The sequence below is a fragment of the Bacteroides sp. ZJ-18 genome (genome assembly GCF_011038705.2).
In the GTDB taxonomy this organism is placed as follows: Bacteria; Bacteroidota; Bacteroidia; order Bacteroidales; family Bacteroidaceae; genus Bacteroides; species Bacteroides hominis.
Genome location: NZ_CP072198.1, coordinates 3417477 through 3442261 on the forward strand (window position 1 = coordinate 3417477; position 24785 = coordinate 3442261).

17 protein-coding genes and 3 tRNA genes are annotated in these 24785 nt (G+C 37.7%); 9 read left to right on the forward strand and 11 right to left on the reverse strand.

Annotation, left to right across the window (positions count from 1 at the left end; genetic code table 11):
- Positions 1-731 precede the first annotated feature (731 nt).
- The 3 genes from G7Y45_RS13705 to G7Y45_RS13715 all read left to right on the forward strand — a co-directional run bounded on the left by G7Y45_RS13705 (position 732) and on the right by G7Y45_RS13715 (position 2932).
- A complete protein-coding gene (locus G7Y45_RS13705) occupies positions 732-1187 on the forward strand; it encodes a helix-turn-helix transcriptional regulator (RefSeq protein WP_005806250.1) in 456 nt (151 codons plus the stop codon).
- A gap of 69 nt (positions 1188-1256) precedes the next feature.
- Entirely contained in the window at positions 1257-2033 is a 777-nt protein-coding gene (locus G7Y45_RS13710; protein ID WP_005806253.1) for a dihydroorotate dehydrogenase electron transfer subunit, read from the forward strand.
- A complete protein-coding gene (locus G7Y45_RS13715) occupies positions 2021-2932 on the forward strand; it encodes a dihydroorotate dehydrogenase (protein WP_044299417.1) in 912 nt (303 codons plus the stop codon). The genes G7Y45_RS13710 and G7Y45_RS13715 overlap by 13 nt, the downstream gene beginning before the upstream one ends.
- Positions 2933-3148: 216 nt before the next feature.
- Here the strand turns inward: G7Y45_RS13715 and trmD are convergent, their stop codons facing one another.
- Positions 3149-3826: a tRNA (guanosine(37)-N1)-methyltransferase TrmD gene (gene trmD, locus G7Y45_RS13720; protein WP_005777857.1), complete on the reverse strand. Its 678-nt coding sequence runs from the start codon at positions 3824-3826 to the stop codon at positions 3149-3151.
- 76 nt (positions 3827-3902) lie between these two features.
- On the opposite strand from trmD, the gene ligA reads away from it, so the two are divergent.
- From ligA to G7Y45_RS13740, 4 genes are all read left to right on the forward strand, one after another.
- The gene (gene ligA / locus G7Y45_RS13725) at positions 3903-5900 is read left to right on the forward strand and encodes an NAD-dependent DNA ligase LigA (RefSeq protein ID WP_005777859.1); all 1998 of its coding nucleotides are present in this window, start codon (positions 3903-3905) and stop codon (positions 5898-5900) included.
- Between the two features lie 103 nt (positions 5901-6003).
- Positions 6004-6897, forward strand: coding sequence for a 4-hydroxy-tetrahydrodipicolinate synthase (gene dapA, locus G7Y45_RS13730; protein ID WP_005777861.1), 894 nt, complete (start codon positions 6004-6006; stop codon positions 6895-6897).
- Between the two features lie 221 nt (positions 6898-7118).
- Positions 7119-7460 carry a transposase family protein gene (locus G7Y45_RS13735; RefSeq protein WP_033572485.1) on the forward strand — a complete coding sequence of 114 codons (342 nt, stop codon included), beginning with the start codon at positions 7119-7121 and terminating at the stop codon, positions 7458-7460.
- A 25-nt stretch (positions 7461-7485) separates the two neighbouring features.
- Positions 7486-8439: a transposase gene (locus tag G7Y45_RS13740; protein WP_165018068.1), complete on the forward strand. Its 954-nt coding sequence runs from the start codon at positions 7486-7488 to the stop codon at positions 8437-8439.
- 102 nt (positions 8440-8541) lie between these two features.
- On the opposite strand, the gene G7Y45_RS13745 is transcribed toward G7Y45_RS13740, so the two are convergent.
- The 6 genes from G7Y45_RS13745 to G7Y45_RS13770 all read right to left on the reverse strand — a co-directional run bounded on the left by G7Y45_RS13745 (position 8542) and on the right by G7Y45_RS13770 (position 16054).
- Positions 8542-8615 (reverse strand) — tRNA-Arg (locus G7Y45_RS13745).
- Positions 8616-8632: 17 nt separating this feature from the next.
- Positions 8633-8706 (reverse strand) — tRNA-Arg (locus tag G7Y45_RS13750).
- An 18-nt stretch (positions 8707-8724) separates the two neighbouring features.
- Positions 8725-8798 (reverse strand) — tRNA-Arg (locus G7Y45_RS13755).
- A 79-nt stretch (positions 8799-8877) separates the two neighbouring features.
- On the reverse strand, positions 8878-11130 hold the full coding sequence (locus G7Y45_RS13760) for a patatin-like phospholipase family protein (RefSeq protein ID WP_229067051.1): 2253 nt from the start codon (positions 11128-11130) through the stop codon (positions 8878-8880).
- 219 nt (positions 11131-11349) lie between these two features.
- A complete protein-coding gene (htpG, locus tag G7Y45_RS13765) occupies positions 11350-13395 on the reverse strand; it encodes a molecular chaperone HtpG (protein WP_032537076.1) in 2046 nt (681 codons plus the stop codon).
- A gap of 124 nt (positions 13396-13519) precedes the next feature.
- The gene (locus G7Y45_RS13770) at positions 13520-16054 is read right to left on the reverse strand and encodes an ATP-dependent Clp protease ATP-binding subunit (RefSeq protein ID WP_032530164.1); all 2535 of its coding nucleotides are present in this window, start codon (positions 16052-16054) and stop codon (positions 13520-13522) included.
- Positions 16055-16399: 345 nt separating this feature from the next.
- Between G7Y45_RS13770 and gyrA the strand changes: the two genes are divergently transcribed.
- Together gyrA and G7Y45_RS13780 are read left to right on the forward strand one after the other, a co-directional pair.
- Complete coding sequence (gene gyrA / locus G7Y45_RS13775) at positions 16400-18937, forward strand: DNA gyrase subunit A (protein WP_005806271.1); 2538 nt, start codon at positions 16400-16402, stop codon at positions 18935-18937.
- 32 nt (positions 18938-18969) lie between these two features.
- On the forward strand, positions 18970-20184 hold the full coding sequence (locus G7Y45_RS13780) for a tetratricopeptide repeat protein (protein ID WP_005777869.1): 1215 nt from the start codon (positions 18970-18972) through the stop codon (positions 20182-20184).
- A gap of 223 nt (positions 20185-20407) precedes the next feature.
- Here G7Y45_RS13780 and G7Y45_RS13785 read toward each other — a convergent pair whose 3' ends face one another.
- The 4 genes from G7Y45_RS13785 to G7Y45_RS13800 form a co-directional block, all read right to left on the reverse strand.
- Entirely contained in the window at positions 20408-21529 is a 1122-nt protein-coding gene (locus G7Y45_RS13785) for a universal stress protein (RefSeq protein ID WP_022011368.1), read from the reverse strand.
- An 80-nt stretch (positions 21530-21609) separates the two neighbouring features.
- Positions 21610-21894 carry a hypothetical protein gene (locus G7Y45_RS13790; protein ID WP_005777873.1) on the reverse strand — a complete coding sequence of 95 codons (285 nt, stop codon included), beginning with the start codon at positions 21892-21894 and terminating at the stop codon, positions 21610-21612.
- A gap of 210 nt (positions 21895-22104) precedes the next feature.
- On the reverse strand, positions 22105-22941 hold the full coding sequence (locus G7Y45_RS13795) for a tetratricopeptide repeat protein (protein ID WP_005777875.1): 837 nt from the start codon (positions 22939-22941) through the stop codon (positions 22105-22107).
- Positions 22942-22959: 18 nt separating this feature from the next.
- Positions 22960-24783, reverse strand: coding sequence for a BatD family protein (locus G7Y45_RS13800; protein ID WP_165015271.1), 1824 nt, complete (start codon positions 24781-24783; stop codon positions 22960-22962).
- Positions 24784-24785: the final 2 nt, after the last annotated feature.

The window sequence follows — 24785 nt, forward strand, 5'->3', positions numbered from 1 at the left end:
ATTAGGTAATATTTGACTTCCTCAGAATCGAATAATTTCATTTGGATAACCAACCATACGGAAATAACGCAAAAATTTGGCATTATAGCCTAAATGTAAGGTATGATGACACGCTATTCTTTATATTCTATATCCAATAGGCATAAAGACAAAAGCAACTCCCATGCTATTTGTTGCATATATAACGATACAATATGACAATTGTGAATAAGGACTATAGCCCTTATATGGATTTACAAAAGTAATAATATCATTTTTGTATAGCAAATAAATATAGTACAAATGTAAATAGACGACATTACATATGTGTATTTACATTTGTAGATGTAATAGGGGAGTAGTTAACATTTCCTTTTTTACATGCTAATGACAGAATAATCAATAAGAAAAAAAATATATATCAATCAAATATTCAACTAATGCATGAAAATATGGACACATTTGTAATAAACAAGCAACACAAGATAAAATTCATAGATACATATTACAATAAATCAATATATTATAATATCTATATAAAGTAATACTTTATATATTGTTACGACTGTATAGGCAATACAAACAGAATTAAAGAGGAAGTCCTATCTTGCGTTTACAATAGTAAAATATGAATTATGTATTTGTAATTTGCTTTTGTGATTTTTATTTTTTACTTTTGTGCATTAGTAAATATTTCATTTACTTTTGTGAATTAATATATAAGTCATACATTTGTAAAACCTTCAAAGGATATGGAAATAAAAGATAGGATTAAAATGATCATGGAAAAAGAGAATATGGCTTCCGGTGCTTTCGCTGAAAGCATAGGTATCCAACAATCCACTCTCTCGCACATTTTGAATGGCCGCAACAATCCCAGTTTAGATGTTATCATGAAAGTACATCAAAAATATAATTATGTAAATTTGGAATGGTTATTATATGGGCACGGCAATATGTCGGAAGAAACCATTCAACCGACTTCCGATTTTCAGCCTTCTTTATTTGCTGAGAATGCTATAATTCCGTCCAATGAGACGATGGCTCCGGAAAATCGCAGAGAAATAGCGTTAGAAAGCCCCGAAACATCCCATAAAGAGATTGTAAAACAGGAAATTAGATATATAGAAAAGCCTTCCAGAAAAATCACTGAAATAAGAATTTTCTTCGATGATAATACATACGAGACATTCAGAGGAGAAAAATAAGACAGATAAATCACTGTTTGCACAATTTCCCGTATCTTTGCAACACGAATACGAATTTACTCACAATACATGAAAAAATTTATTTTAGATCTGACAGTAACTGAGAATCTCAGATTGCATTCTAATTATGTTCTGCTGAAATTGACATCTCAGTCCGTCCTCCCGGATATGCTACCGGGACAGTTTGCGGAAATTCGGGTGGATGGTTCACCTACCACCTTCCTGCGCCGCCCTATCTCTATTAACTATGTAGACAGACAACGTAACGAAGTATGGTTTCTGATTCAACTCATCGGTGATGGAACAAAACGCCTTGCACAAGCCGCTCAAGGAGATATAATAAATGTAGTACTCCCGCTTGGAAGCAGTTTCACAATGCCTAAAACACCTTCTGACAAGTTACTATTAGTAGGTGGAGGTGTAGGGACAGCTCCTATGCTTTATTTAGGCGAGCAGCTGTTCAAAAGCGGTAGCAAACCAACATTCCTTTTAGGAGCACGTAGCGACAAAGATCTGCTCCAACTGGAAGAGTTTACCGCTTACGGAGAGGTTTACACCACAACAGAAGATGGCAGTTATGGCGAAAAAGGATATGTCACTCAACATTCTATATTAAATAAAATAAACTTCGAACAGATATATACATGCGGTCCCAAGCCCATGATGATGGCAGTAGCCAAATATGCCAAAGCTAATCATATCAATTGTGAAGTATCATTGGAAAATACAATGGCATGTGGCATAGGTGCATGTCTTTGTTGTGTTGAGAATACTACAGAAGGGCATTTGTGCGTTTGTAAAGAAGGTCCGGTTTTTAATATAAATAAACTATTATGGCAGATTTAAGTGTAAATATTGGTAAACTACAAATGAAGAACCCCGTAATGACAGCATCGGGTACATTTGGATATGGTGAAGAGTTTGCAGATTTTATTGATATAACGCGAATAGGCGGTATCATTGTGAAGGGTACTACTCTTCACAAGCGTGAAGGTAACCCATATCCGCGCATGGCTGAAACTCCTTCCGGAATGTTAAACGCTGTAGGACTGCAAAATAAGGGTGTGAAATATTTTTCTGATCACATATATCCCCGTATTAAGGACATTCAAACCCATATGATTGTGAATGTTTCCGGATCGGCTATTGAAGACTATGTAAAAACGGCAGAGATTATTAATGAACTTGACAAAATTCCTGCTATCGAACTAAACATCTCATGTCCTAATGTAAAACAAGGAGGTATGGCTTTTGGAGTAACAACTAAAGGAGTATCAGAAGTTGTTCAGGCAGTTCGTTCTGCTTACAAAAAGACACTTATCGTTAAGCTTTCCCCCAATGTTACCGATATAGCCGAAATGGCACGGGCAGCTGAAGCTAATGGTGCCGATAGTGTATCATTAATTAATACATTACTGGGAATGGCTATTGATGCTGAACGCAGACGTCCCATACTTTCAACCGTAACCGGAGGTATGTCGGGAGCAGCTGTAAAACCAATAGCATTACGGATGGTATGGCAGGTTGCTAAAGCGGTAAATATTCCAATCATAGGATTAGGAGGTATCATGAACTGGAAAGATGCCGTCGAGTTCATGCTTGCAGGGGCTTCAGCTGTACAGATTGGTACAGCAAATTTCATAGATCCGGCTATCACCATCAAAGTAATAGATGGTATAAATGATTACCTGGAAAGACATGGATGCAAGTCCGTTTCTGAAATTATAGGTGCACTTGAGGTATAGTAACAAACAGATAATAGCCCTTCGTCACAATTAGCCATAAAAAAGTTATTCAAACATGGATATTCCTTTCTCTGTTAATCCCGGAATAAGTTAGACAAATTCTGGTATTAAATAGAGAAGTTCCATGAAAACAAATTCCATTATTAATAGTATAGTTTCATAAAAAAAGAATGTCTTGCTAAAAGACAAGACATTCTTTTTTACATACAATAAGAATTAGTCTTCCAATAAATCGGGGCGAAGTCTTTTGGTGCGCTCCAACGATTGTTGAAGTTCCCACTCTTTAATTTTGGCTTCATGCCCTGAAAGCAAGATTTCAGGTACCTTCCAACCATTATACTCTGCCGGACGGGTATAAACAGGAGCTGCCAACAAATTATCCTGAAAAGAATCAGAAAGAGCAGACTGTTCATCAGAAATTACTCCCGGAATAATCCGCACTATAGCATCCGCCATCACGGCAGCAGCCAATTCACCACCAGTCAGAACATAATCTCCAATACTAATTTCTTTCGTTATCAGATGCTCCCGGATACGATAATCAATACCTTTAAAATGCCCGCATAAGATAATAAGATTACCAGATAATGATAAACTGTTGGCCATCCTCTGATCAAACTGCTCGCCATCCGGAGTAGTAAATATCACTTCATCATAATCGCGTTCTGCTTTCAAAGCATTAATGCATCGTTCAATAGGTTCTATCTTCATCACCATACCGGCAAATCCACCAAAAGGATAGTCATCTACCCGACGATACTTATCTTCTGTATAATCACGCAAATTATGAATATAAATCTCAGCAAGCCCTTTGTCTTGAGCCCGTTTCATAATAGAACAATTGAAGAAACCCTCAATCATTTCGGGCAATACTGTTATAATATCGATACGCATAATCTTTAATTTTTCGCAAAAGTACAAATATTCGAAGAGAAACCTGTATTTTTGCCTAAAACAATCTAAAGAATATATGACTGTAAAAGAAAAAATAGATCAGCTTCGAATCCAACTCCATCAACATAATTACAACTATTATGTGCTGAATGCTCCGGAAATCTCCGACAAAGAATTTGATGACTTAATGAGAGAACTCCAGACTTTGGAACAGGAACATCCAGAATATAAAGATGAAAACTCACCTACTATGCGTGTAGGTAGCGATATCAATAAAAACTTTACTCAAGTAGCTCATAAATACCCAATGCTTTCATTGTCAAACACCTATTCTGAGAATGAAGTAACCGATTTCTATGACAGAGTACGAAAAGCATTGAATGAAGATTTTGAGATCTGTTGCGAGATGAAGTATGACGGTACCTCGATCTCTTTGACCTACGAAAATGGTAAACTTATCCGTGCCGTAACCCGTGGCGATGGCGAAAAAGGAGACGATGTAACAGACAACGTAAAAACCATTCGGAGTATCCCTCTTGTTCTGCATGGAAATAATTATCCGGATGTTTTCGAAATCCGTGGAGAAATCCTAATGCCATGGGAAGTTTTCGAAGAGCTAAACCGGGAAAAAGAGGCCCGTGAAGAGCCTCTTTTCGCTAATCCCAGAAATGCCGCTTCAGGAACTTTAAAATTACAAAACTCAGCAATCGTGGCTTCCCGAAAACTGGATGCCTACCTCTACTACTTGCTTGGCGATAATTTGCCTACTGACGGACATTATGAAAACTTGCAAGAAGCGGCTAAATGGGGCTTCAAGATTTCTCCTCTAATGCGTAAATGCCAAACATTACAGGAGGTATTCGATTTTATTAATTATTGGAACGTAGAACGTAAAAACTTAAATGTTGCTACAGACGGAATCGTACTGAAAGTTAACAGTCTCAAACAACAAAAAAATCTTGGATTCACTGCCAAATCTCCACGCTGGGCAATAGCCTATAAATTTCAGGCTGAACGGGCACTCACTCGCCTGAATACAGTATCTTACCAGGTAGGAAGAACCGGAGCTGTTACACCTGTAGCCAACCTTGATCCGGTACAGCTTTCCGGAACAGTCGTAAAACGCGCATCTCTACACAATGCAGATATCATCGAAGGACTCGATCTACATATAGGTGATATGGTTTATGTAGAGAAAGGAGGAGAAATCATTCCTAAAATCACAGGCGTAGATGTTGCTGCCCGTTTTATGATCGGTGAAAAAGTAAAATTCATCACTCATTGTCCGGAATGTGGCAGCAAGTTAATAAGATATGAAGGAGAAGCTGCCCACTATTGCCCGAACGAAACTGCCTGTCCACCACAGATCAAAGGAAAAATAGAACATTTCATCAGCCGGAAAGCAATGAATATAGACGGATTAGGCCCTGAAACTGTTGATATGTTCTATCGTTTAGATCTAATTCATAATACAGCCGATCTTTATCAATTGACGACTGATGACATTAAGAATCTCGATCGTATGGGAGACAAATCTGCGGAAAACATCATCAGAGGAATTATGCAAAGTAAGGAAATTCCTTTTGAAAGAGTTATTTTTGCATTAGGCATTCGTTTTGTAGGTGAGACAGTAGCTAAAAAAATAGCTAAATCATTCAAAGACATAGTAGAATTGGAAAATGCAGATTTGGAAACTTTAGTCAGCATCGATGAAATCGGCGAAAAAATTGCCCAGAGTATTCTTAACTATTTTGCAAACGATTCAAACCGTAAATTAATTGACCGATTGAAAATAGCAGGATTACAGTTATACAGACCGGAAGAAGATCTAAGTGAGCATACTGACAAATTGGCCGGGCAATCCATCGTTATTAGTGGTGTGTTTACCCATCATTCAAGAGACGAATACAAAGATCTTATTGAAAAGCATGGAGGAAAAAATGTGGGAAGTATTTCCGCCAAAACCAGTTTTATCTTGGCCGGAGATAATATGGGACCTGCTAAATTAGAAAAAGCCAATAAACTGGGGATTAAAATTATGAACGAAGAGGAATTTCTAAAGCTTATATTGTAACATTTTTCTGCTATATTCTTATTTTATATATTATTATTGCTGTAAAAAAAGAAAATATTCGTACTTTTGCGAGCAAATTATTTAGAGATTATTATTAATACTCATGATACAGACTAGATTGAAAGGAATGGGGGTAGCGCTGATTACTCCTTTCAAAGAGGATGAAAGCGTTGATTACGATGCATTAATGCGATTAGTAGACTATCTGCTTCAAAATAATGCAGATTTTCTGTGTGTGCTGGGAACGACAGCCGAAACTCCAACTCTGAGCGAAGACGAGAAAAAGAAAATCAAAAAAATGGTAATCGACCGTGTCAACGGAAAAATTCCCATTCTATTAGGAGTCGGTGGAAACAATACACGAGCTATCGTAGAAACACTCAAAAATGATGATTTCACCGGAGTGGATGCCATCTTATCCGTGGTTCCTTACTATAACAAGCCCTCACAGGAAGGAATCTATCAACATTATAAGGCAATTGCAGGCGCTACAGAGCTTCCAATTGTATTGTATAATGTTCCCGGTCGGACAGGGGTTAATATGACCGCAGAAACGACTTTACGCATTGCTAAAGACTTCAAAAATGTCATAGCAATTAAAGAAGCATCAGGCAATATCACTCAGATGGACGATATTATCAAAAACAAACCGGCCAATTTTGATGTTATTTCCGGAGATGATGGCATTACTTTCCCTTTAATCACATTAGGAGCTGTAGGGGTTATTTCAGTTATTGGAAATGCTTTTCCACGTGAATTCAGCAGGATGACACGCCTGGCATTGCAAGGTGACTTTGCCAACGCCCTGACCATACACCATAAATTTACAGAGTTATTTAACCTGTTATTCGTAGACGGAAACCCTGCCGGAGTAAAATCAATGTTGAATGCAATGGGAATGATCGAGAATAAACTTCGTTTGCCACTGGTACCAACACGTATCACAACATTTGAAGCCATTCGAAACGTACTTAACGAGTTAAATATAAAATGCTAATAACTAAATCATTATAAGAAAACAAAGAGTAAAGTTACATAAAAAATGACTTTACTCTTTGTTTGTATATCCAGACCTTTCCTCTGTCACACAGCCTTCTTCGTATTGATGTTTTTCTTGAAGAGAAAGACAGTCCATCAACTTACGTTGATCCCGGATCAATGAATAACTCTGAGGGGTGAAATTATAAATTCTTATCTTTGCCTTCAAATTTATAGAAAATGGAGTTAAATGGTTATCGCCTTCTTCTTCCTGAAGGCACCTTGGATTACTTTGCTCTTGTTGATGTGAAGGAAAGCGTGAATGAGATTGTGATTTACCTTGAAGAGAAGAATCTGGTTCCTGAGCAGTATGCCGGTGAGGGCACTGAGAGCAAAGGCTTTTATGATCCAGTGGTTGTCCAGGACTTTCCCCTTCGTGGCAAGAAAGTGTATCTGAACATTCGCCGTCGTCGCTGGATATTAAAGAAGAGCAATGAGTATATCTGCCGTAACTGGCGCATGTTAGCTGAGGGTACTCGTATGACGCAGGATTTTGCGTTTTTTTTAAAAGAACTATATTGATAATTATCCGATCAGCTGCAAGTTATTGGGTACTTTATATGGCGTTGACGGGGATTTATTTGAACGTCAATACCGTAACCATTTAAGTGGCTACCTCCACTGGGAGCAGCTTGCCCACGCAGAGAACTGGCTTTTGTTTGAAAAGAACATTGGTGCCTACGTCTGCATTGATGAAGTGGCTCTCTCTCGTGGAGAACTCTATACTGTGTTGATTAATAAAGAGGCTCACGGTGGTAAAGGCAGTATTATCGCTATCATTAAAGGTACGGCTGTTTGTACAGTCACCTCTGTCCTGCTTAAACTTTCCCGTCGTCGTCGCTACCAGGTACGTGAGATAACATTGGATATGGCCCCCAATATGGCACAGATTGCCCGGACTTGCTTCCCTGCCGCCAAACGCGTTACAGATCGTTTCCATGTACCGAAATTAGCTTATGAAGCTGTTCAGGAGATGCGCGTGAAAGCTCGCTGGGAGGCTTTGGACGAAGAGTCCATACAGATTGCTTACGCAAAGGCCTGCGGAAAGATGTATCATGCGCCCGTTTTCGCTAATGGAGATACAAGAAAACAGTTGCTGGCAAGGAGTATTTATCTGCTTTACAAAAAAGAATCGCTATGGACTCAGTCACAAAGGATACGGGCCGAGATTCTATTTAAAGAATATCCCGATATAAAGAAGGGATATTATCTGGCCATGCGGTTAGGCTCAATCTATCATCAGTGTAAGTTTAAAGATATTGCTTTGACAAGGCTTGCAAGGTGGTATGATGAAGTAGACAAATCGGAGTTCCTCACCTTTGGAAGGGTAGCGCGCTCTATACAAACGCACTATCTGAATATAATAAACTTCTTTGAAAGAAGGGCTACCAATGCAGCAGCAGAATCATTTAATGCTAAAATCAAAGCGTTTAGGGCACAGTTCAGAGGAGTAAGAGATAAAGCATTTTTCTTGTACAGACTCGCCAAATTATATGCATAAAAAGAAAAGCCCTCAGATTTTTACATTGATCCTTGATCCCGGTATGATCCTAATGGCGGCATAACAAAAAAAGAAGGTACCCTTTTAAGACACCTTCTTTTGTGATCGCGACAGGATTCAAACCTGTAACCGGCTGATCCGTAGTCAGCTACTCTATTCAGTTGAGCTACGCGACCGTTTGTTATTTTTAGAGTGACCGCGACAGGATTCAAACCTGTAACCGGCTGATCCGTAGTCAGCTACTCTATTCAGTTGAGCTACGCGGCCATTAGTTAAACTTTAAAGTGATCGCGACAGGATTCAAACCTGTAACCGGCTGATCCGTAGTCAGCTACTCTATTCAGTTGAGCTACGCGACCATTGTTTTTGTTTAACGGGTGCAAAGATACGGACTTTTCTTGAATTTGCAAGCTTTCAGCAAACTTTTTTGCAAATAAATTATTCGATGAAACGATAGTTAAACAATTGCCAACCGAGCGTCAAACCGACATTCCACTCCCTTTTCGGTGAGCTATAATGATTTACATATGCCGAGATTGCACCAAACGGTAACTGACATACCACTGAAACTTCTCCCAAATATTCGAAACGAGAGAAAGCTTTTCCATAGTAAGCCTTATTAATTGGATTTCTTTCTATAGGAAAAATCGGCAAAAAGCCATAAAACTCTCCACGAACGTGAAACATCTGATTTAAACGATAAATAGGCCGTATCCCGGCTGCCAGATATTGATTGGCACGAAAAGCTTCATTATATGTTAATTTACTATGTGCAGTAGGTGCAAATTCACTGGCCTGCATCATTGTAGCTGTATAATTCTCTGAGAAGTTTTTAGACGCATATAATGCATCCAGATACCATCCTAATGTCCAATTTGCTCCCATTTTATGGTATTTCTCCTTCATATAAGATAACTGTAACCATGAATGTTTCTCTTCGGTAGATTTCCTACTCTCAGAATTCACCCCAGGGCGAAAGCGTTCCTTCCCTGTAAATATCTGTGCAACGAGTGCCTCTCGTGCTCCTTGAGTAGGAAATTGTCTAAAATTCAATGTACTACCATTAAAACTTACTGAACCGCCAAACAAACGATATTCACTTTTATCATATTTGTCTTTATCGAAGTCGATTACATTATTTTGGAAATACCGGTCTTCTATTTGTGCAATTCCAAACCCAAGCTCCACTCGTTTACTTGAAAGAAAAGGAAGAGCAACTTTGAGTTTCAGAAAACGCTCATCTTTTTGATTAAAAGCCGGTTTATCATTTTTAGAGAAAAGCTTATCCTTCTTAAAATAATCGAAAGTACTGATCGAAGCAATAAAGCGATAAGAAGTAGGAATAGTAGTGGCAAAGTCTACTTTTGCCATAAACTGAGCATTATTATATATTTTTCCCAACTGTCCATCGAATGTAAACTCCTTCGAATAATAGTTAAGATTCTGATATGTAAGTCCCAGATAAATTTGGTTAGAACTGGTAGTGGACACATTTCCACCCAAACGAACAGAAAATTCATTTTCCATCTTTATCTTCAAATGCAAATCGTAAGTATCATCTTCGGGGTTGAAAACTGCATGAGGAATAATCTCTGAGATCATATTATCAGATAATAGACGAAAATATCCCCGTTTCAAATCCTCATAGGTAAACTCTTTATCATCTGAAGTATGGAATTCTTTCTTTATGTAAACCTGTTGATGAGAATTAGCACCATCGATATATATATTTTTGAAACGGAGTTCCGGATAATTACTTTTATAAACCAACCGCCTCAGTCGTATATTATCCATATTTACTCTACGATGAACACGACTTTTGATAGAATCCATTAAGCCCATGGTCCGATCATATCCTATTTTCACCAGTTCATCCATTCGTTGAAAATCCATCAGATTAACATCGTTGTACTTAAATGTCATCAATATTCCAGCCGAATCCGGAAGAGAATAATCAGTCTTTTGCATTACCATATTCTCAATCTGACTCATCAAATCATTTTCTTTCGGTTTTCCTGGGTTGGTAGAAACAACACTACCTATAATTATATCCGGATGAAAATCCTCTCGCATGACATCTGTAGGAAAGTTATTATAAATTCCACCGTCATATGCCAATAAACTATCTATTTCAATGGGCTTAAACATAAAAGGGAAACTCATAGAGGCTCGTACTGCATCTCCAAGATCACCACGCTTTAAGACAAGTTGTTTTTTATTATACACATCGGAAGCTATGCATCGAAAAGGCACAAACAACTTATCAAAATCGCCTTCACAAGTGGCAGTTGCCCGTGCGTAAAGATCGATAAAGACAAGGTTCATCTGAATTGGATTAACCACACTGGTTGGCAAAAACTGTGGCTTTAAATTAAGTGAATCTTTGAACGAAAAGCGTATATTGAAAAGTTCAGGAGTCGGAAGATTCTTTTTGAAATAATACATATATTTTTCTTCCACTTCACCAGAATACCAACGTTTAAAGTCATCTGACTTCAGCAATATCTCCATATCATCAGGTGAATATCCCATGGCATAAAGAGACCCTATAATAGCTCCCATAGAAGTACCTGTAATATAATCAATTGGGATATTATTCTCTTCCAGAGCACGAATTATTCCTATGTGTGTCAGCCCCTTTGCACCGCCACCACTCAATACTAACCCAACTTTCTGAGCGTGGACAAGCATTGGCAAGAACAGTAAAAAGAGAAATAACAATAAAAAAACTTTCTTCATAAGGCTCAGCAAAACATCGTGTAAATGGTTGATTTAACGTTCAAATATATACAATAGTTTCTAATCTATCGACTCTGACAGCACATTTATTAATAAAAAAAGAGCATTACGGACACTTTTATCGTGCGCAATGCTCTTTTAATTTATGTTATATGAATTAAATGTGATAGACTAAATCAACTCAATACTTCTTTTTACAAAATTATTCAAGGCTTCACCTTTCAGCATGTTGTTCTGTAATAATGCCAGGTCAATCAGCTGACGAACAACCTTATTCTTACCTGCGTATCCTGCAAATATCGATTCTTTTTGTTGTTTCAAATTATCCCATTTCTTATCCAAATCGTTAAGTTCATCTTTTTCAGCAACAGGAATATCTTCGTCTTTTTTACCTTCTTGTTTTTTCTTGAGTGCATCACGGCGTTTTGTCACTTCATCCAATTCAGCTTGTACCGGTGCAATAGCTGCGCTACATTCTTTCTCCTCGTCAGACAGCACCTCTTTTACCAGTTTGTGATCTGAATTCAATACCAGATTGAACATATCCGGCATTTCGCCATAAAAACTCATTCCAGCCTGAATATTTGCCATCTCCTTCATGCGACGCATATATTCACTTTGCGTAATCATTACAGGAGCACCATTTTCGCCTAATGCCTGAGTCATCACATTAAACTCAACCTTTTCCATCTTTGGCAACTGGCTCTTGAAAGCTGCAGTCAGAGCTTCTTGCTTAGTGGCTTCAAGCACTTCGCTTTTCTTATCTTCTTTCACAATCAGATTGTCAATAACATCACTGTCTACACGAGTAAAGCGAGATTTCTCCAGTTTTTGTTCGAGCATGCTCACCATTGCCACATCCAACTGCCCATCCATCAACAATACATTATATCCTTTATTTTTGGCAGCTTCAATATAAGCAAACTGTTCATCTTTATTATTGGCATATAAATAAACCAGATTCTTATCTTTATCTGTCTGATTATCTTTAATAAGAGCCTGATATTCTTCGAAAGTGTAATGCTTTCCATCCGTATCTGTGAATAGGGCAAATTTCTGTGCTTTATCATAGAAATCCTCTTGGGTAAGCATTCCATAATTAATAAAGATCTTTAAATCATTCCACTTTTCTTCAAACTGTGTACGATCATTCTTAAAGATAGACTGCAAACGATCTGAAACTTTTTTTGAAATATAAGTCGAGATCTTCTTTACATTTGAATCACTTTGTAAATATGAACGGGACACATTCAACGGAATATCCGGTGAATCAAGTACTCCATGAAGTAAAGTAAGGAAATCCGGAACAATACCTTCTACCGAATCGGTCACATAAACCTGGTTGCTATATAACTGAATCTTATTCTTATTTAAGTCAATATTGCTTTTTACTTTCGGGAAATAGAGGATACCTGTCAGATGGAACGGATAATCCACATTCAAATGAATCCAAAACAATGGTTCATCAGACATTGGATACAACTCACGATAGAACTTCTTATAATCTTCATCAGAAAGCTCACTCGGTTTTTTAGTCCACAAAGGAGTAGTATCGTTGATTACATTATCCTCAGTGGTTTCAACCTGCTTGCCATCTTTCCACTCTTTTTTCTTACCAAAGGCAATAGGTACAGGTAAGAAGCTACAATATTTTTTCAAGAGTGCAGAGATACGAACTTCTTCAAGGAACTCTTTGCAATCATCATCGATATACAATACAATATCTGTTCCACGATCGGCCTTTTCTATCTCTTCAAGAGTAAACTCCGGGCTACCATCACAAGTCCATTTTACCGCTTGTGCACCTTCTTTATAAGATTTGGTAATGATTTCTACCTTTTTAGAAACCATAAAGGCGGAATAGAAACCTAAACCGAAATGCCCGATAATGGCATTAGCATCATTTTTATACTTTTCCAGAAAGTCATTTGCCCCCGAGAAAGCAATTTGGTTGATATATTTATCAATCTCCTCAGCTGTCAAACCGATGCCTCGATCGGAAATGGTAATAGTATCCTTGCCCAATGAAACATGTACGGTCAAATCACCCAATTCACCTTTGAACTCACTGATAGAAGCCAGTGTATTCAACTTCTGTGTAGCATCAACAGCATTGGAGACTAATTCCCGAAGGAAAATCTCATGATCACTGTACAAAAACTTTTTAATGATAGGGAAAATGTTCTCTGTTGTAACTCCAATATTACCTTTTTGCATAATAACGTGTATTTTTTAATTATCTGGTTATTAAATCGAATTATTTTTTGTAGAGATACAGACAAAAAAAATGCCAGACCCGAAGGTCTGACATTTTGACGTATACTCAAAGGAAATAACTTAGCTATTCAGTCGTTTTGGCTTCATGATTCATTTCCAACTCTCCTTTTTCTTCGTTCAAAGAAACAGTTATTGTATCTCCTTCTTTCAAAGCAGCCGAAATGATCAGTTCAGATAAACCATCTTCCAGATAAGCCTGAATTGCGCGCTTCAACGGACGGGCTCCATATTGTACATCGTAGCCCTTAGAAGCAATGAATTGCTTAGCCTTATCCTCAATAACCAGCTTATAACCAATCGAATCTATTCTATCATATAAGCCTTTCAACTCGATATCGATAATCTTCGTAATAGCTTCCAATGATAACTGATCGAAGGTGATAATTTCATCCACTCGGTTTAAGAATTCAGGTGCGAATGATTTATTCAAAGCCTTCTGAATTACACTTCGCGAGAATTCTTTATCGTCTAAGCGACTTTGTGTAGCAAATCCGACTCCACGGCCAAACTCCTTTAGTTGACGAGTACCAACGTTTGATGTCATGATGATTACCGTATTCTTAAAATCAACCATTCTGCCATAACTGTCAGTCAAACGTCCTTCATCCATTACCTGAAGCAGGAGATTAAACACATCAGGATGTGCCTTTTCTATCTCATCAAGCAAAACAATGGAATAGGGCTTACGACGTACTTTCTCAGTCAGCTGACCGCCTTCCTCGTATCCTACATATCCCGGAGGAGCACCAACTAAACGCGAAACTGTGAATTTCTCCATATATTCACTCATATCAATGCGAATCAACGCATCCGAAGAGCCAAACATATATTTAGCCAATTCTTTAGCTAAGTGGGTTTTACCGACACCTGTCGGTCCCAGAAACATGAAAGTACCGATAGGTTTATTGGGATCTTTCAGTCCGACGCGGCTACGCAAAATAGCTCTTACCAACTTCTCGATAGCAGCATCTTGAGCAATCACTTTCGACTGTAAGTCTTCTTTCATACCGGCCAATTTTATACCTTCAGCCTGCGCCATCCTCTGTACAGGTATGCCCGACATCATAGATACAACATTAGCAATTTCTTCTGCATCAACCGTTTCGCGATTATCTTTCAAACGCTCTTCCCACTCTTTTTTCATCACATCCAATTGAGTGGTAAGTTCTTTCTCTTTATCCCGGAAACTGGCAGCCAACTCAAAGTTCTGCGATTTCACTGCATCATTTTTCTTGTTCTTAGCCTCCTCAATCAGTTTCTCCTGATCTTCAATCTCTTTCGGAACACTGACATTTGTAAGATGTACACGTGAACCGGCTTCATCCAATGCATCAATAGCCTTATCAGGGAAGTTACGATCAGTTATATAACGATCTGTCAACTTGACACAAGCTTCCAGTGCAGCATCTGTATAATTTACATTGTGGTGATCTTCGTATTTATCTTTAATATTACGAAGAATCTGCAAAGTCTCCTCAGCCGTAGTAGGTTCTACCATCACTTTTTGAAAACGGCGCTCTAAAGCACCATCCTTTTCTATATTTTTCCGGTACTCATCAAGAGTAGTAGCTCCGATGCATTGTATCTCACCACGTGCCAAAGCTGGTTTCAACATATTGGCAGCATCCATCGATCCGGCAGCTGATCCGGCTCCGACAATAGTATGGATTTCATCTATAAACAAAATCACATTCGGATTCTTCTGCAATTCATTCAAAATAGAACGTATTCGCTCTTCAAACTGCCCACGGTATTTAGTTCCGGCCACAACAGCAGTCATGTCAAGCGCTACCACACGTTTATCAAACAGAATGCGGGACACTTTTTTCTGAATAATACGAAGCGCCAATCCTTCCACAATAGCCGATTTACCAACACCCGGCTCACCAATCAGGATAGGATTATTCTTTTTACGACGACTAAGTATCTGTGCTAAACGTTCTATTTCACGTTCACGTCCTACAACAGGATCTAATCGACCTTCTTCGGCCGCTTTAGTCATATCCGTACCGAAGTTGTCAAGCACAGGAGTATCATTTGTCGGCTTTCTGGAAGCTGTCTGTGCTTGTTGCTGATGTTCACCCGCTCCATGAGCGGACCGAGACTGATTCATCTCATCTTCATCGTCATCATCCTCTGTGAATCCCATACCTGCACTGATATCAGGTTGTAACGACAATTGTTCAAACACCTGCTGATAGTCTACATGGTTGGCTTCAAGAACTGTAGCTGCCAAATTATCCTTATCTTTAAGAATAGCCAGCAAAACATGTTCTGTATCTGCAACTTGACTTTTCATCACACGTGCTTCTAAAATACATAATTTTAATATCTTTGCAGCCCCATTTGACAATGGAACGTCAGCATCAGGCAGCAGCATGTCATCTGCATGTTCTTTCAGTATGGCCTCAATCTGCTTCTTTATGTCGGTCAGGTTTGTTTTGAGCTTAGACAATATCTCAATTGCTTTTCCCTCACCATCGCGAAGCATGCCAAGCAATAAGTGCTCAGGGCCTATATAGCTGCTTCTCAGGCGGTTGGCCTCTTCCTTGCTATATACGATAATATCGGAAACTTTTTGTGAGAATTGATTATTCATACTTTTCTTCCTTCTTCTAAGAGATTATTTACTTGCAAATATACGCATTTCATATCGTTTGCTTATGCATCATTTGCTTTATTTGTTATATAACAAATGTCGTGCCATTATTTCTTTCATTTCTATACATTATAATATAATAGAGCAATAAAACACACAAAAACTACTAAAGAAAAGAAATTGATACAGCCAGTATACAAGCATCATCATATTATAAGAACTAACTTCGGACCCTTTTAAAAAGCCTAAAAACTTTCTTCGTTAAAACTTTCGTATATCAAGGAAAAGTAGTACTTTAGCGTGGTTTTTCATAAGCCACAAATGTATAATTAATAATCTTTTTAAATGCTTGAACAAGACAGAATTATAAAGATTAACATTGAGGAGGAAATGAAGTCATCGTACATTGACTACTCCATGTCGGTCATCGTTTCACGTGCCCTTCCTGATGTTAGAGATGGATTTAAGCCCGTTCACCGTAGAATTCTTTACGGAATGATGGAACTGGGAAATACGTCAGATAAACCTTATAAAAAATCAGCTAGAATCGTAGGTGAAGTACTTGGTAAATATCACCCGCATGGAGATTCTTCCGTATATTTTGCTATGGTACGTATGGCTCAAGAATGGGCAATGCGTTATCCGTTGGTAGACGGACAAGGAAACTTCGGTTCTGTAGACGGTGACAGTCCTGCTGCCATGCGTTATACTGAAGCACGCTTGAATAAATTAGGTGAAGAAATGATGCAGGACCTCTACAAAGAAACTGTAGACTTTGAGCCTAATTTTGACAACACACTGATGGAACCCAAAGTGATGCCAACACGCATTCCTAACTTACTGGTCAACGGGGCTTCGGGTATCGCTGTAGGTATGGCCACGAACATGCCACCTCATAATCTGTCTGAAGTCATCGATGCCTGTGAAGCTTATCTTGACAATAAAGATGTTACTGTAGAGGAATTGATGGAATACGTAAAGGCACCCGATTTTCCGACAGGAGGATATATATATGGTATAAGTGGTGTACGTGAAGCCTACCTTACAGGACGTGGGCGTGTTGTCATGCGTGCAAAAGCCGAAATAGAGTCTGGACAAACACATGACAAGATCGTTGTTACAGAGATTCCGTACAACGTTAATAAGGCAGAATTGATCAAAGCAATTGCTGACCTTGTTAATGAAAAGAGAATAGAAGGCATCTCCAATGCTAATGACGAGTCCGACCGTGAAGGTATGCGTATTGTTATCGATATCAAGCGTGATGCTAACGCAAGTGTAGTGCTGAACAAACTTTATAAAATGACAGCATTGCAGACTTCGTTTGGTGTAAACAACGTAGCATTAGTCAACGGACGTCCTAAGATGCTGAATTTACGTGACTTAATCGTATATTTTGTAGAGCATAGACACGATGTGGTCATTCGCCGTACCCAGTTTGATCTACGTAAAGCTAAAGAACGTGCACACATATTAGAGGGGTTAATTATTGCTTCGGATAATATTGATGAAGTAATCCGTATTATTCGTGCAGCAAAAACACCTAACGACGCAATCTCCGGGCTGATGGAACGTTTCAAACTGAGCGAAATTCAAGCACGTGCTATTGTTGAAATGCGTCTGCGCCAATTAACCGGCTTGATGCAGGATCAGCTTCATGCTGAATACGACGAGGTTATGAAGCAAATAGCTTATTTGGAAAGTATCTTGGCTGATGATGAAGTATGCCGTAAGGTGATTAAAGATGAACTATTGGAAGTAAGAGCTAAATACGGTGACGAACGACGTTCCGAAATCGTATATTCTTCAGAAGAATTTAATCCGGAAGACTTCTATGCAGACGACCAAATGATCATCACCATTTCGCATATGGGATATATCAAACGTACACCATTAACTGAGTTCCGTGCCCAGAACCGTGGCGGAGTAGGCTCCAAAGGCACTGAAACCCGTGACGAAGACTTTATTGAGCATATTTATCCGGCAACAATGCACAACACTATGATGTTCTTCACTCAAAAAGGTAAGTGCTATTGGTTGAAAGTATACGAAATTCCCGAAGGTACCAAAAACTCAAAAGGACGTGCAATACAGAATTTACTGAACATAGATTCAGACGATGCTGTTAATGCATACCTGCGTGTAAAGAGCTTGAATGATCAGAAATATATTAATAGTCATTACGTACTGTTCTGTACCAAGAATGGTGTTATAAAGAAAACATCATTAGAACAATATTCGCGTCCACGTCAGAATGGTGTAAATGCCATAACTATTCGTGAAGACGACCGTGTAATTGAAGTACGTATGACAAACGGAAACAATGAAATCATTATCGCTAATCGTAATGGACGTGCAATACGCTTCCATGAAGCAGCAGTACGCGTTATGGGACGTACAGCAACTGGAGTTCGAGGAATCACATTGGATGATGACGGACAGGACGAAGTGATAGGTATGATTTGCATCAAGGATCTTGAAACAGAATCTGTAATGGTTGTTTCAGAACAAGGATATGGTAAACGTTCCGATATTGAAGACTATCGCAAAACGAATCGCGGTGGTAAAGGTGTAAAAACAATGAATATCACCGAAAAAACAGGCAAATTGGTTACAATTAAGTCTGTAACAGATGACAATGACTTGATGATTATCAATAAGTCAGGTATCACGATTCGTCTGAAAGTAGCTGATGTTCGTATTATGGGACGTGCAACTCAAGGAGTTCGTCTGATAAATCTTGAGAAACGTAATGACCAGATTGGCTCGGTATGTAAAGTAACGTCAGAGAGTTTGGAAGATGAAATTCCTGCAGAAGAGGGAGAGGGAAATATTCCAAGTAATCCAGAAACTGACACGTTGGTAAATGAAACAGAAGAATAGACATAATATTAATAATTAATCAAACAACAATCATGAAAAGAGTATTATTTTCAATGGTCTTACTGATGGCTGTAAGTTTTGCTTTCGCTCAAGAAAAGAATGTGAAAGAAGCGAAAAGTATTGCCGGTGAAGTAAAACCAGACTTCGCAAAAGCTGAACAGCTGATTAATGAAGCACTAACCAATCCTGAAACAAAGGATAATGCAGCTACTTGGGATGTAGCTGGTTATATCCAAAAAAGAATCAATGAAAAGGAGATGGAAAATGCTTATCTGAGAAAACCCTATGATACATTGAAGGTATACAACAGTGTACTGAACATGTATAATTATTTTGTTAAATGTGACGAATTGGCACAGATTCCCAATGAAAAGGGTAAGATTAAAAACAAATATAGAAGTGCCAACTCAAAAACGATTCTGGCAGAACGCCCCAATTTAATTAATGGTGGTATTCAGTATTTTAACCTAAACCAAAACGAAGAAGCATTAAAATTCTTTGCTGCTTACGTAGATGCAGCTACACTGCCTATGTTAGAAAAAGAAAATCTACTGGAAAAAGACACTATCTTACCGCAAGTAGCATATTATGCAACTTTGGCTGCCGATAGAGTAGGCGATAAGGATGCTGTCATGAAATATGCTCAATATGCCTTGAAAGATAAAGAAAATGGCCAATTCGCAATGCAGTTGTTAACAGACGCTTATAAAGCTAAAGGCGATACTGCCAAATGGGTAGAGAAGTTGCAGGAAGGTATTGTTAAATTCCCAGAAAATCAATATTTCTTTGCTAATCTGGTTGATTATTATAGTAGCTCTAACCAGAATGACAAAGCAATGCAATTTGCTAATGACATGTTGGCTAAAGATCCTAACAACAAATTATATTTGTATGTAAAAGCGTATTTGTATCATAATATGAAAGATTATGAGAAAGCAATTGAATTCTATAAGAAGACTCTTGATGTAGACCCTACATATGCAGAAGCATGCTCAAACTTGGGATTAGTCTATCTGCTACAGGCACAAGACTATGCTGATAAAGCACCAACAGATATTAATGATCCGAATTATGCTACAGCACAAGCCAACATCAAAAAGTTCTACGAGGAAGCTAAACCGTATTACGAAAAAGCAAGAGAACTAAAACCTGATCAGAAAGATTTGTGGCTGCAAGGTCTTTATAGAGTTTATTATAACTTAAATATGGGACCGGAATTTGAAGCTATAGAGAAACTGATGAATTAATCTCACTGATGGATTAATCAGAGATATAAATTACAAAACTTGTCTTTAAAAAGAGGTATCACAAGCTAAAGTGATACCTCTTTATTTTTCCAGAAAAATATAAGAAATAGTGTATTTATCATTATCAAAAAGGCAACTTACTTAAGTATAGTAAGTTGCCTTTTTCTATTAAACATAATGGTTATTATTCCATTATTTTAAAGCGCGCATTTTGAGAACTTGATCATCCATTAATAACTAAGAGCGGTGTATCAGAATGAAAGATCATCTTACGAGCTATGCCTGGATTAAACAAACGAGAAAATATATTCCGCTTATAAGAAGTTAATGTAATAATATCAATCTGATTTGTTTTAATGTAGTTTTCTAAACTATTTAGAAAATCATTACTCATTACCACATCATAATGAATTTCAAGATCCGGATATTGCTTCTGGAAATAGTCTTTAATGCCTGCCAGTTTTATCTCATTCCATGTATCTTTTACATCTGATAAGTGAATAAGAGAAACAGAAAAATGAAATGGATCAAGTCCATTGATAAATGAATCAAAAGCAATCAAATCACGCTGATCAAAGTTTGTCATAAAAGCTATCCGTTTCACTTCATTAAAACTATTAAATGGAGTATTCTCAGGGATAGCCAATACTGTAGTATGACTACGTTCTATCACTTCAGCGGTTACACTACCAATAAGATCAATATCTTTTTGATTTTTACCACGTGTACCCATTATAATGATTCTAGGACGATGTTCTTTATTATACCGTAATATTTCTTCCTCAGGAATGCCTTCTCGTAACACACAGGTATATTTCACATCAGGGAATTCGCCTGACGCTACCTTTTGTTTTATTTTCTCTGATAAAGCATTCAAATCATCATGAACTTTATGCAACACATTCTTTACGGTCTCTTCATCGCTAATCTGATAATTAAATACATCACCATATGGCAGTGATGAAGCATAAATTGGTGTAAAGTAAACATGTAATAGTATTACCTCCGCATCATAAGATTTCGCGAAATTAAAGCCAAATTCACAAGCCTTCATCGAATAATTAGAGAAATCGACTGGAATAAGTACCTTTTTAGTACGGTGTTCTACTTTAGGCGCCTTCTCTCCCACTATACTTTCAGCAAGCCAAGCTGAACTTTCTGTGATTTTTAAAGCACGAGGTAAGTCGCTTTCTTTAATACGCAAACGCACACCAGATGACACAACCGGTTGTATTTGGTTAACATTGTGAATATACGTCTCTATACCCTCATTTTCAAGAACATTCTTCAATATCTGAGCTTTTGTATAAGTCAGAATAGCTAAAGTTACTAATTTGTCTTCCATAATTCGTTTGTTTTATTGAATTTAACAAATAAGAAATCCCAATTGTTTTTGCCAATTGGGATTCTGACTTTATCTTTTATTTAAGCCTGCATAGCTTCGGTAGCTTCTTCTTTTCTCATATTCAATTCATCCAATATCCTTAATGCCCGATCAAGCACAGTGGTATCATCAATCATAACCAATCCACCATCCGGACCAGGCTCAAGATGTATTCCGACACTTTTCCCCTCCTTAAAGTTATGACCACCAAAAAAATTTCTCACCGTGTCGACGTTTAAATTTAGTTCGTCGGCTATTCTATGCATGCTACCGCTAGGCAATGAATCTTTAATTTTACGAAGTTCATTAAATGTTATTGTTCTCATGTCTCATAAATTTAATGGTTAATACTACGTGACTATATTATCACGCTATAAACTTAAGGAAAAAAAAAGATAAAACAAAAAAAAAGTGCTTCTTTTTTCGCTAAAACAATCTAAATCAATAGTAACTTCTTATAATACAATAAAGTCCCTCTTCAATAAATCCAATACTATTAAAGAGGGACTTTGATAAAATATTTATAGATTCTATTCTCAAATAATTTCAATCGAACTAACCGGTACCCATCCTACCTTTCCATCTTCAAGACGAATTTCTTTCCAGTCTTTCATAGAGCTATCTTTAATATCAACTTTATGCCCTTCATGAAGAATAAACAAACTAGTACCACTCTCACTGGGTGTACTCCTAACCGTAACACTTGGATTCATTATGATTGCACTATCCCGATGCAATAATTCTTCTTTTTGCTTAGAAGCAAAAACATTGGCCATTACAACAACTATTAGAAAGACTATGCCTGTAATAAATCCCACTTTCTTCAACACCACTTGTTTTGAGAATATAAAGAAATAGAGAGATACGATTAGCAACAGGAAGCTCACAACACCCCATACAGCCCATGCATCTACGCTCATACTATTAATCAATGCTTTGGTCCACGTCACAAAGAACACCTCGGGCACAGCTTCCACCTTGTCAACAGTCTTACCACGAGCTATCTCTAAATTAGCACGAATATCTCCGTTACCAGGTTGAAGTAATAATGCTCTTTCATAATTTAAGATAGCCTTTGCTATCTCATTGACTTTATAATAGCTATTTCCAAGATTATAATATACATCAGCTGCATCTCCTTTACGTAATAGTGATTCATAAATTTGAATTGCAGATGCAAAATCATTTCTTATATAAGCACTGTCGCCTTCAGATTTCGTAGCATCCTCTAATTTAGAACTGGAAAACTCTGTATTACGAATATTGACAGAATCGCCTTCCATCCTCTGAGTAGAATCTGTTACTAATGAATCCTGCCCGAAAGAAGTCACTGCCACTAACAAGCCCAAAGTAAAAAACAATATTTTTTTCATGACTTTATCTTCTCTAATTTAGCGTTTTATTGAATTCTCCATCTTACTAACCACTTCCAACGATGATGAATAAACCTTATCCATAGCTTGGCTTTCATCTCCCGGCGCAAAACGTGCAAACTCACACTCATTCAGAGCAGCCAAGAAATCTTTTATCAACTCGTCACTGACTCCATGATTTCTAAGTTTATCTTCCACATTATCTTTTGACAAACGAGAAACCGGAATATTAAGTTTATCACTAATATACCCCCACAAAGCTTTGAGTACTTCATCATAAAATGCTTCTTTCTTATTCTCTGCAAGCAATTTTCCAGCCAACTTCATTCGCCTTGCAGCTACTTTATTAGCTTTCTTTGTACGCATCTTAGCTACATTTGCATTTTCTGCAGCTTGCTTACGGTAAACTATGAAGAATATGATAAATATAACAGCAGGAATAATGTAGAATAGCCAATAAATTAAAGAACCGAATAAAAGACTATCTTTTGGCTGAAGCTTAACATCATTCAATTTTATATAGCGAATGTCTTCACCTAATATTTTCAGATCCTCTTTATTTGTAAAGTTTGCAATAACCTGATCTGCATTTCCTGCCCCTTTTTCCACTTTGACTTCATAATCTTCAGTACTCAGTGTTTTATAAGACTTTGACTTTATATCAAAATAACTGAAAGAAACTCCCGGAATCTTATAAACTCCAGCATGTCTCGGAATGGCAAGATATTCAATAACCTTACTTCCTGAAAGTCCTTCTTGGGTCAAACGAACTTTACTGTCCATCTTCGGTTCATATACATCAAAATCTTCTGGGAATTTTATTTCCGGGTTGGCTATTAATTTCAAGTTACCAGTTCCTGAAATTACCAGCTTTACCGTTATAGCATCATTCGTCTTCACTTCTTTAGAATTAATAGAAGAAGTGATGCTAAACTCCCCTACTCCTCCAGAAAAGTTAGCGGGTTTACCAGCAGGCAACGGAGTTACATTAATTGTGATTTTGGGTGTCACGATTACCTTACTCACATTTACATAATTGCTACCACCATTAAAAAAAGCATCAAATGGATCATCAGATTGTACAGCTTTCGCGATAGTAGCATCAAAACGTGCAGGTTCAATCGTCAGCTTTCCGGATTGTTGAGGAAATAATACAAATTGACGATATACAGTCGTAAAATAATTCCTTCCCTTATAATGTTCCTGTGACCATTTAGCATTAGCCGGCATTTCTATTTCTTGAGAATGGAATCCCTTAAAATCAGGTAGTTTCACATTCTCAAATCGAAGTTGGGACTCACGAGTATAAATTTTAAAAGTTAAAAGGAAAGCCTCCTGCTCATATACATTAGTCTTATTGGCTGTAGCAGTAATAAGCAGATCCTGATTGGAAGCGGAAGAGGATGTCCCAGTTGGGCTACTTGATGACGAAGCGCTACTACCGCCAGTATTTCCTCCAGCTTTATCGGGAGGAAGAACCTTTATTTTTACCGAATTAGAAACCATCTGATTTCCATCTGCCGTAATCGTAGCACCCGGAATAGAATATTCTCCTTCAGCCGTAGCCATCAGAATATAAGTAAAAGTAATACTATTATTGGTAACCCCATTAATCGATTGCATACGTTGCGAACGATTAGGTCCCATTAATACATCAAATCCTTTTATAGAAGGCACACGAAAATCCCTTACCTTTATCGTATTTACTGTATACGATAACCTAAACTGGTCACCCACTACTACAGCATCAGGTGCAGATGCAGTAAATACTACCTTCCCATCAGCCCACGCCTGTGTAGTCACCGCTACCAGTGTAATCAATAAGAAAATCAATTTTCTCATTT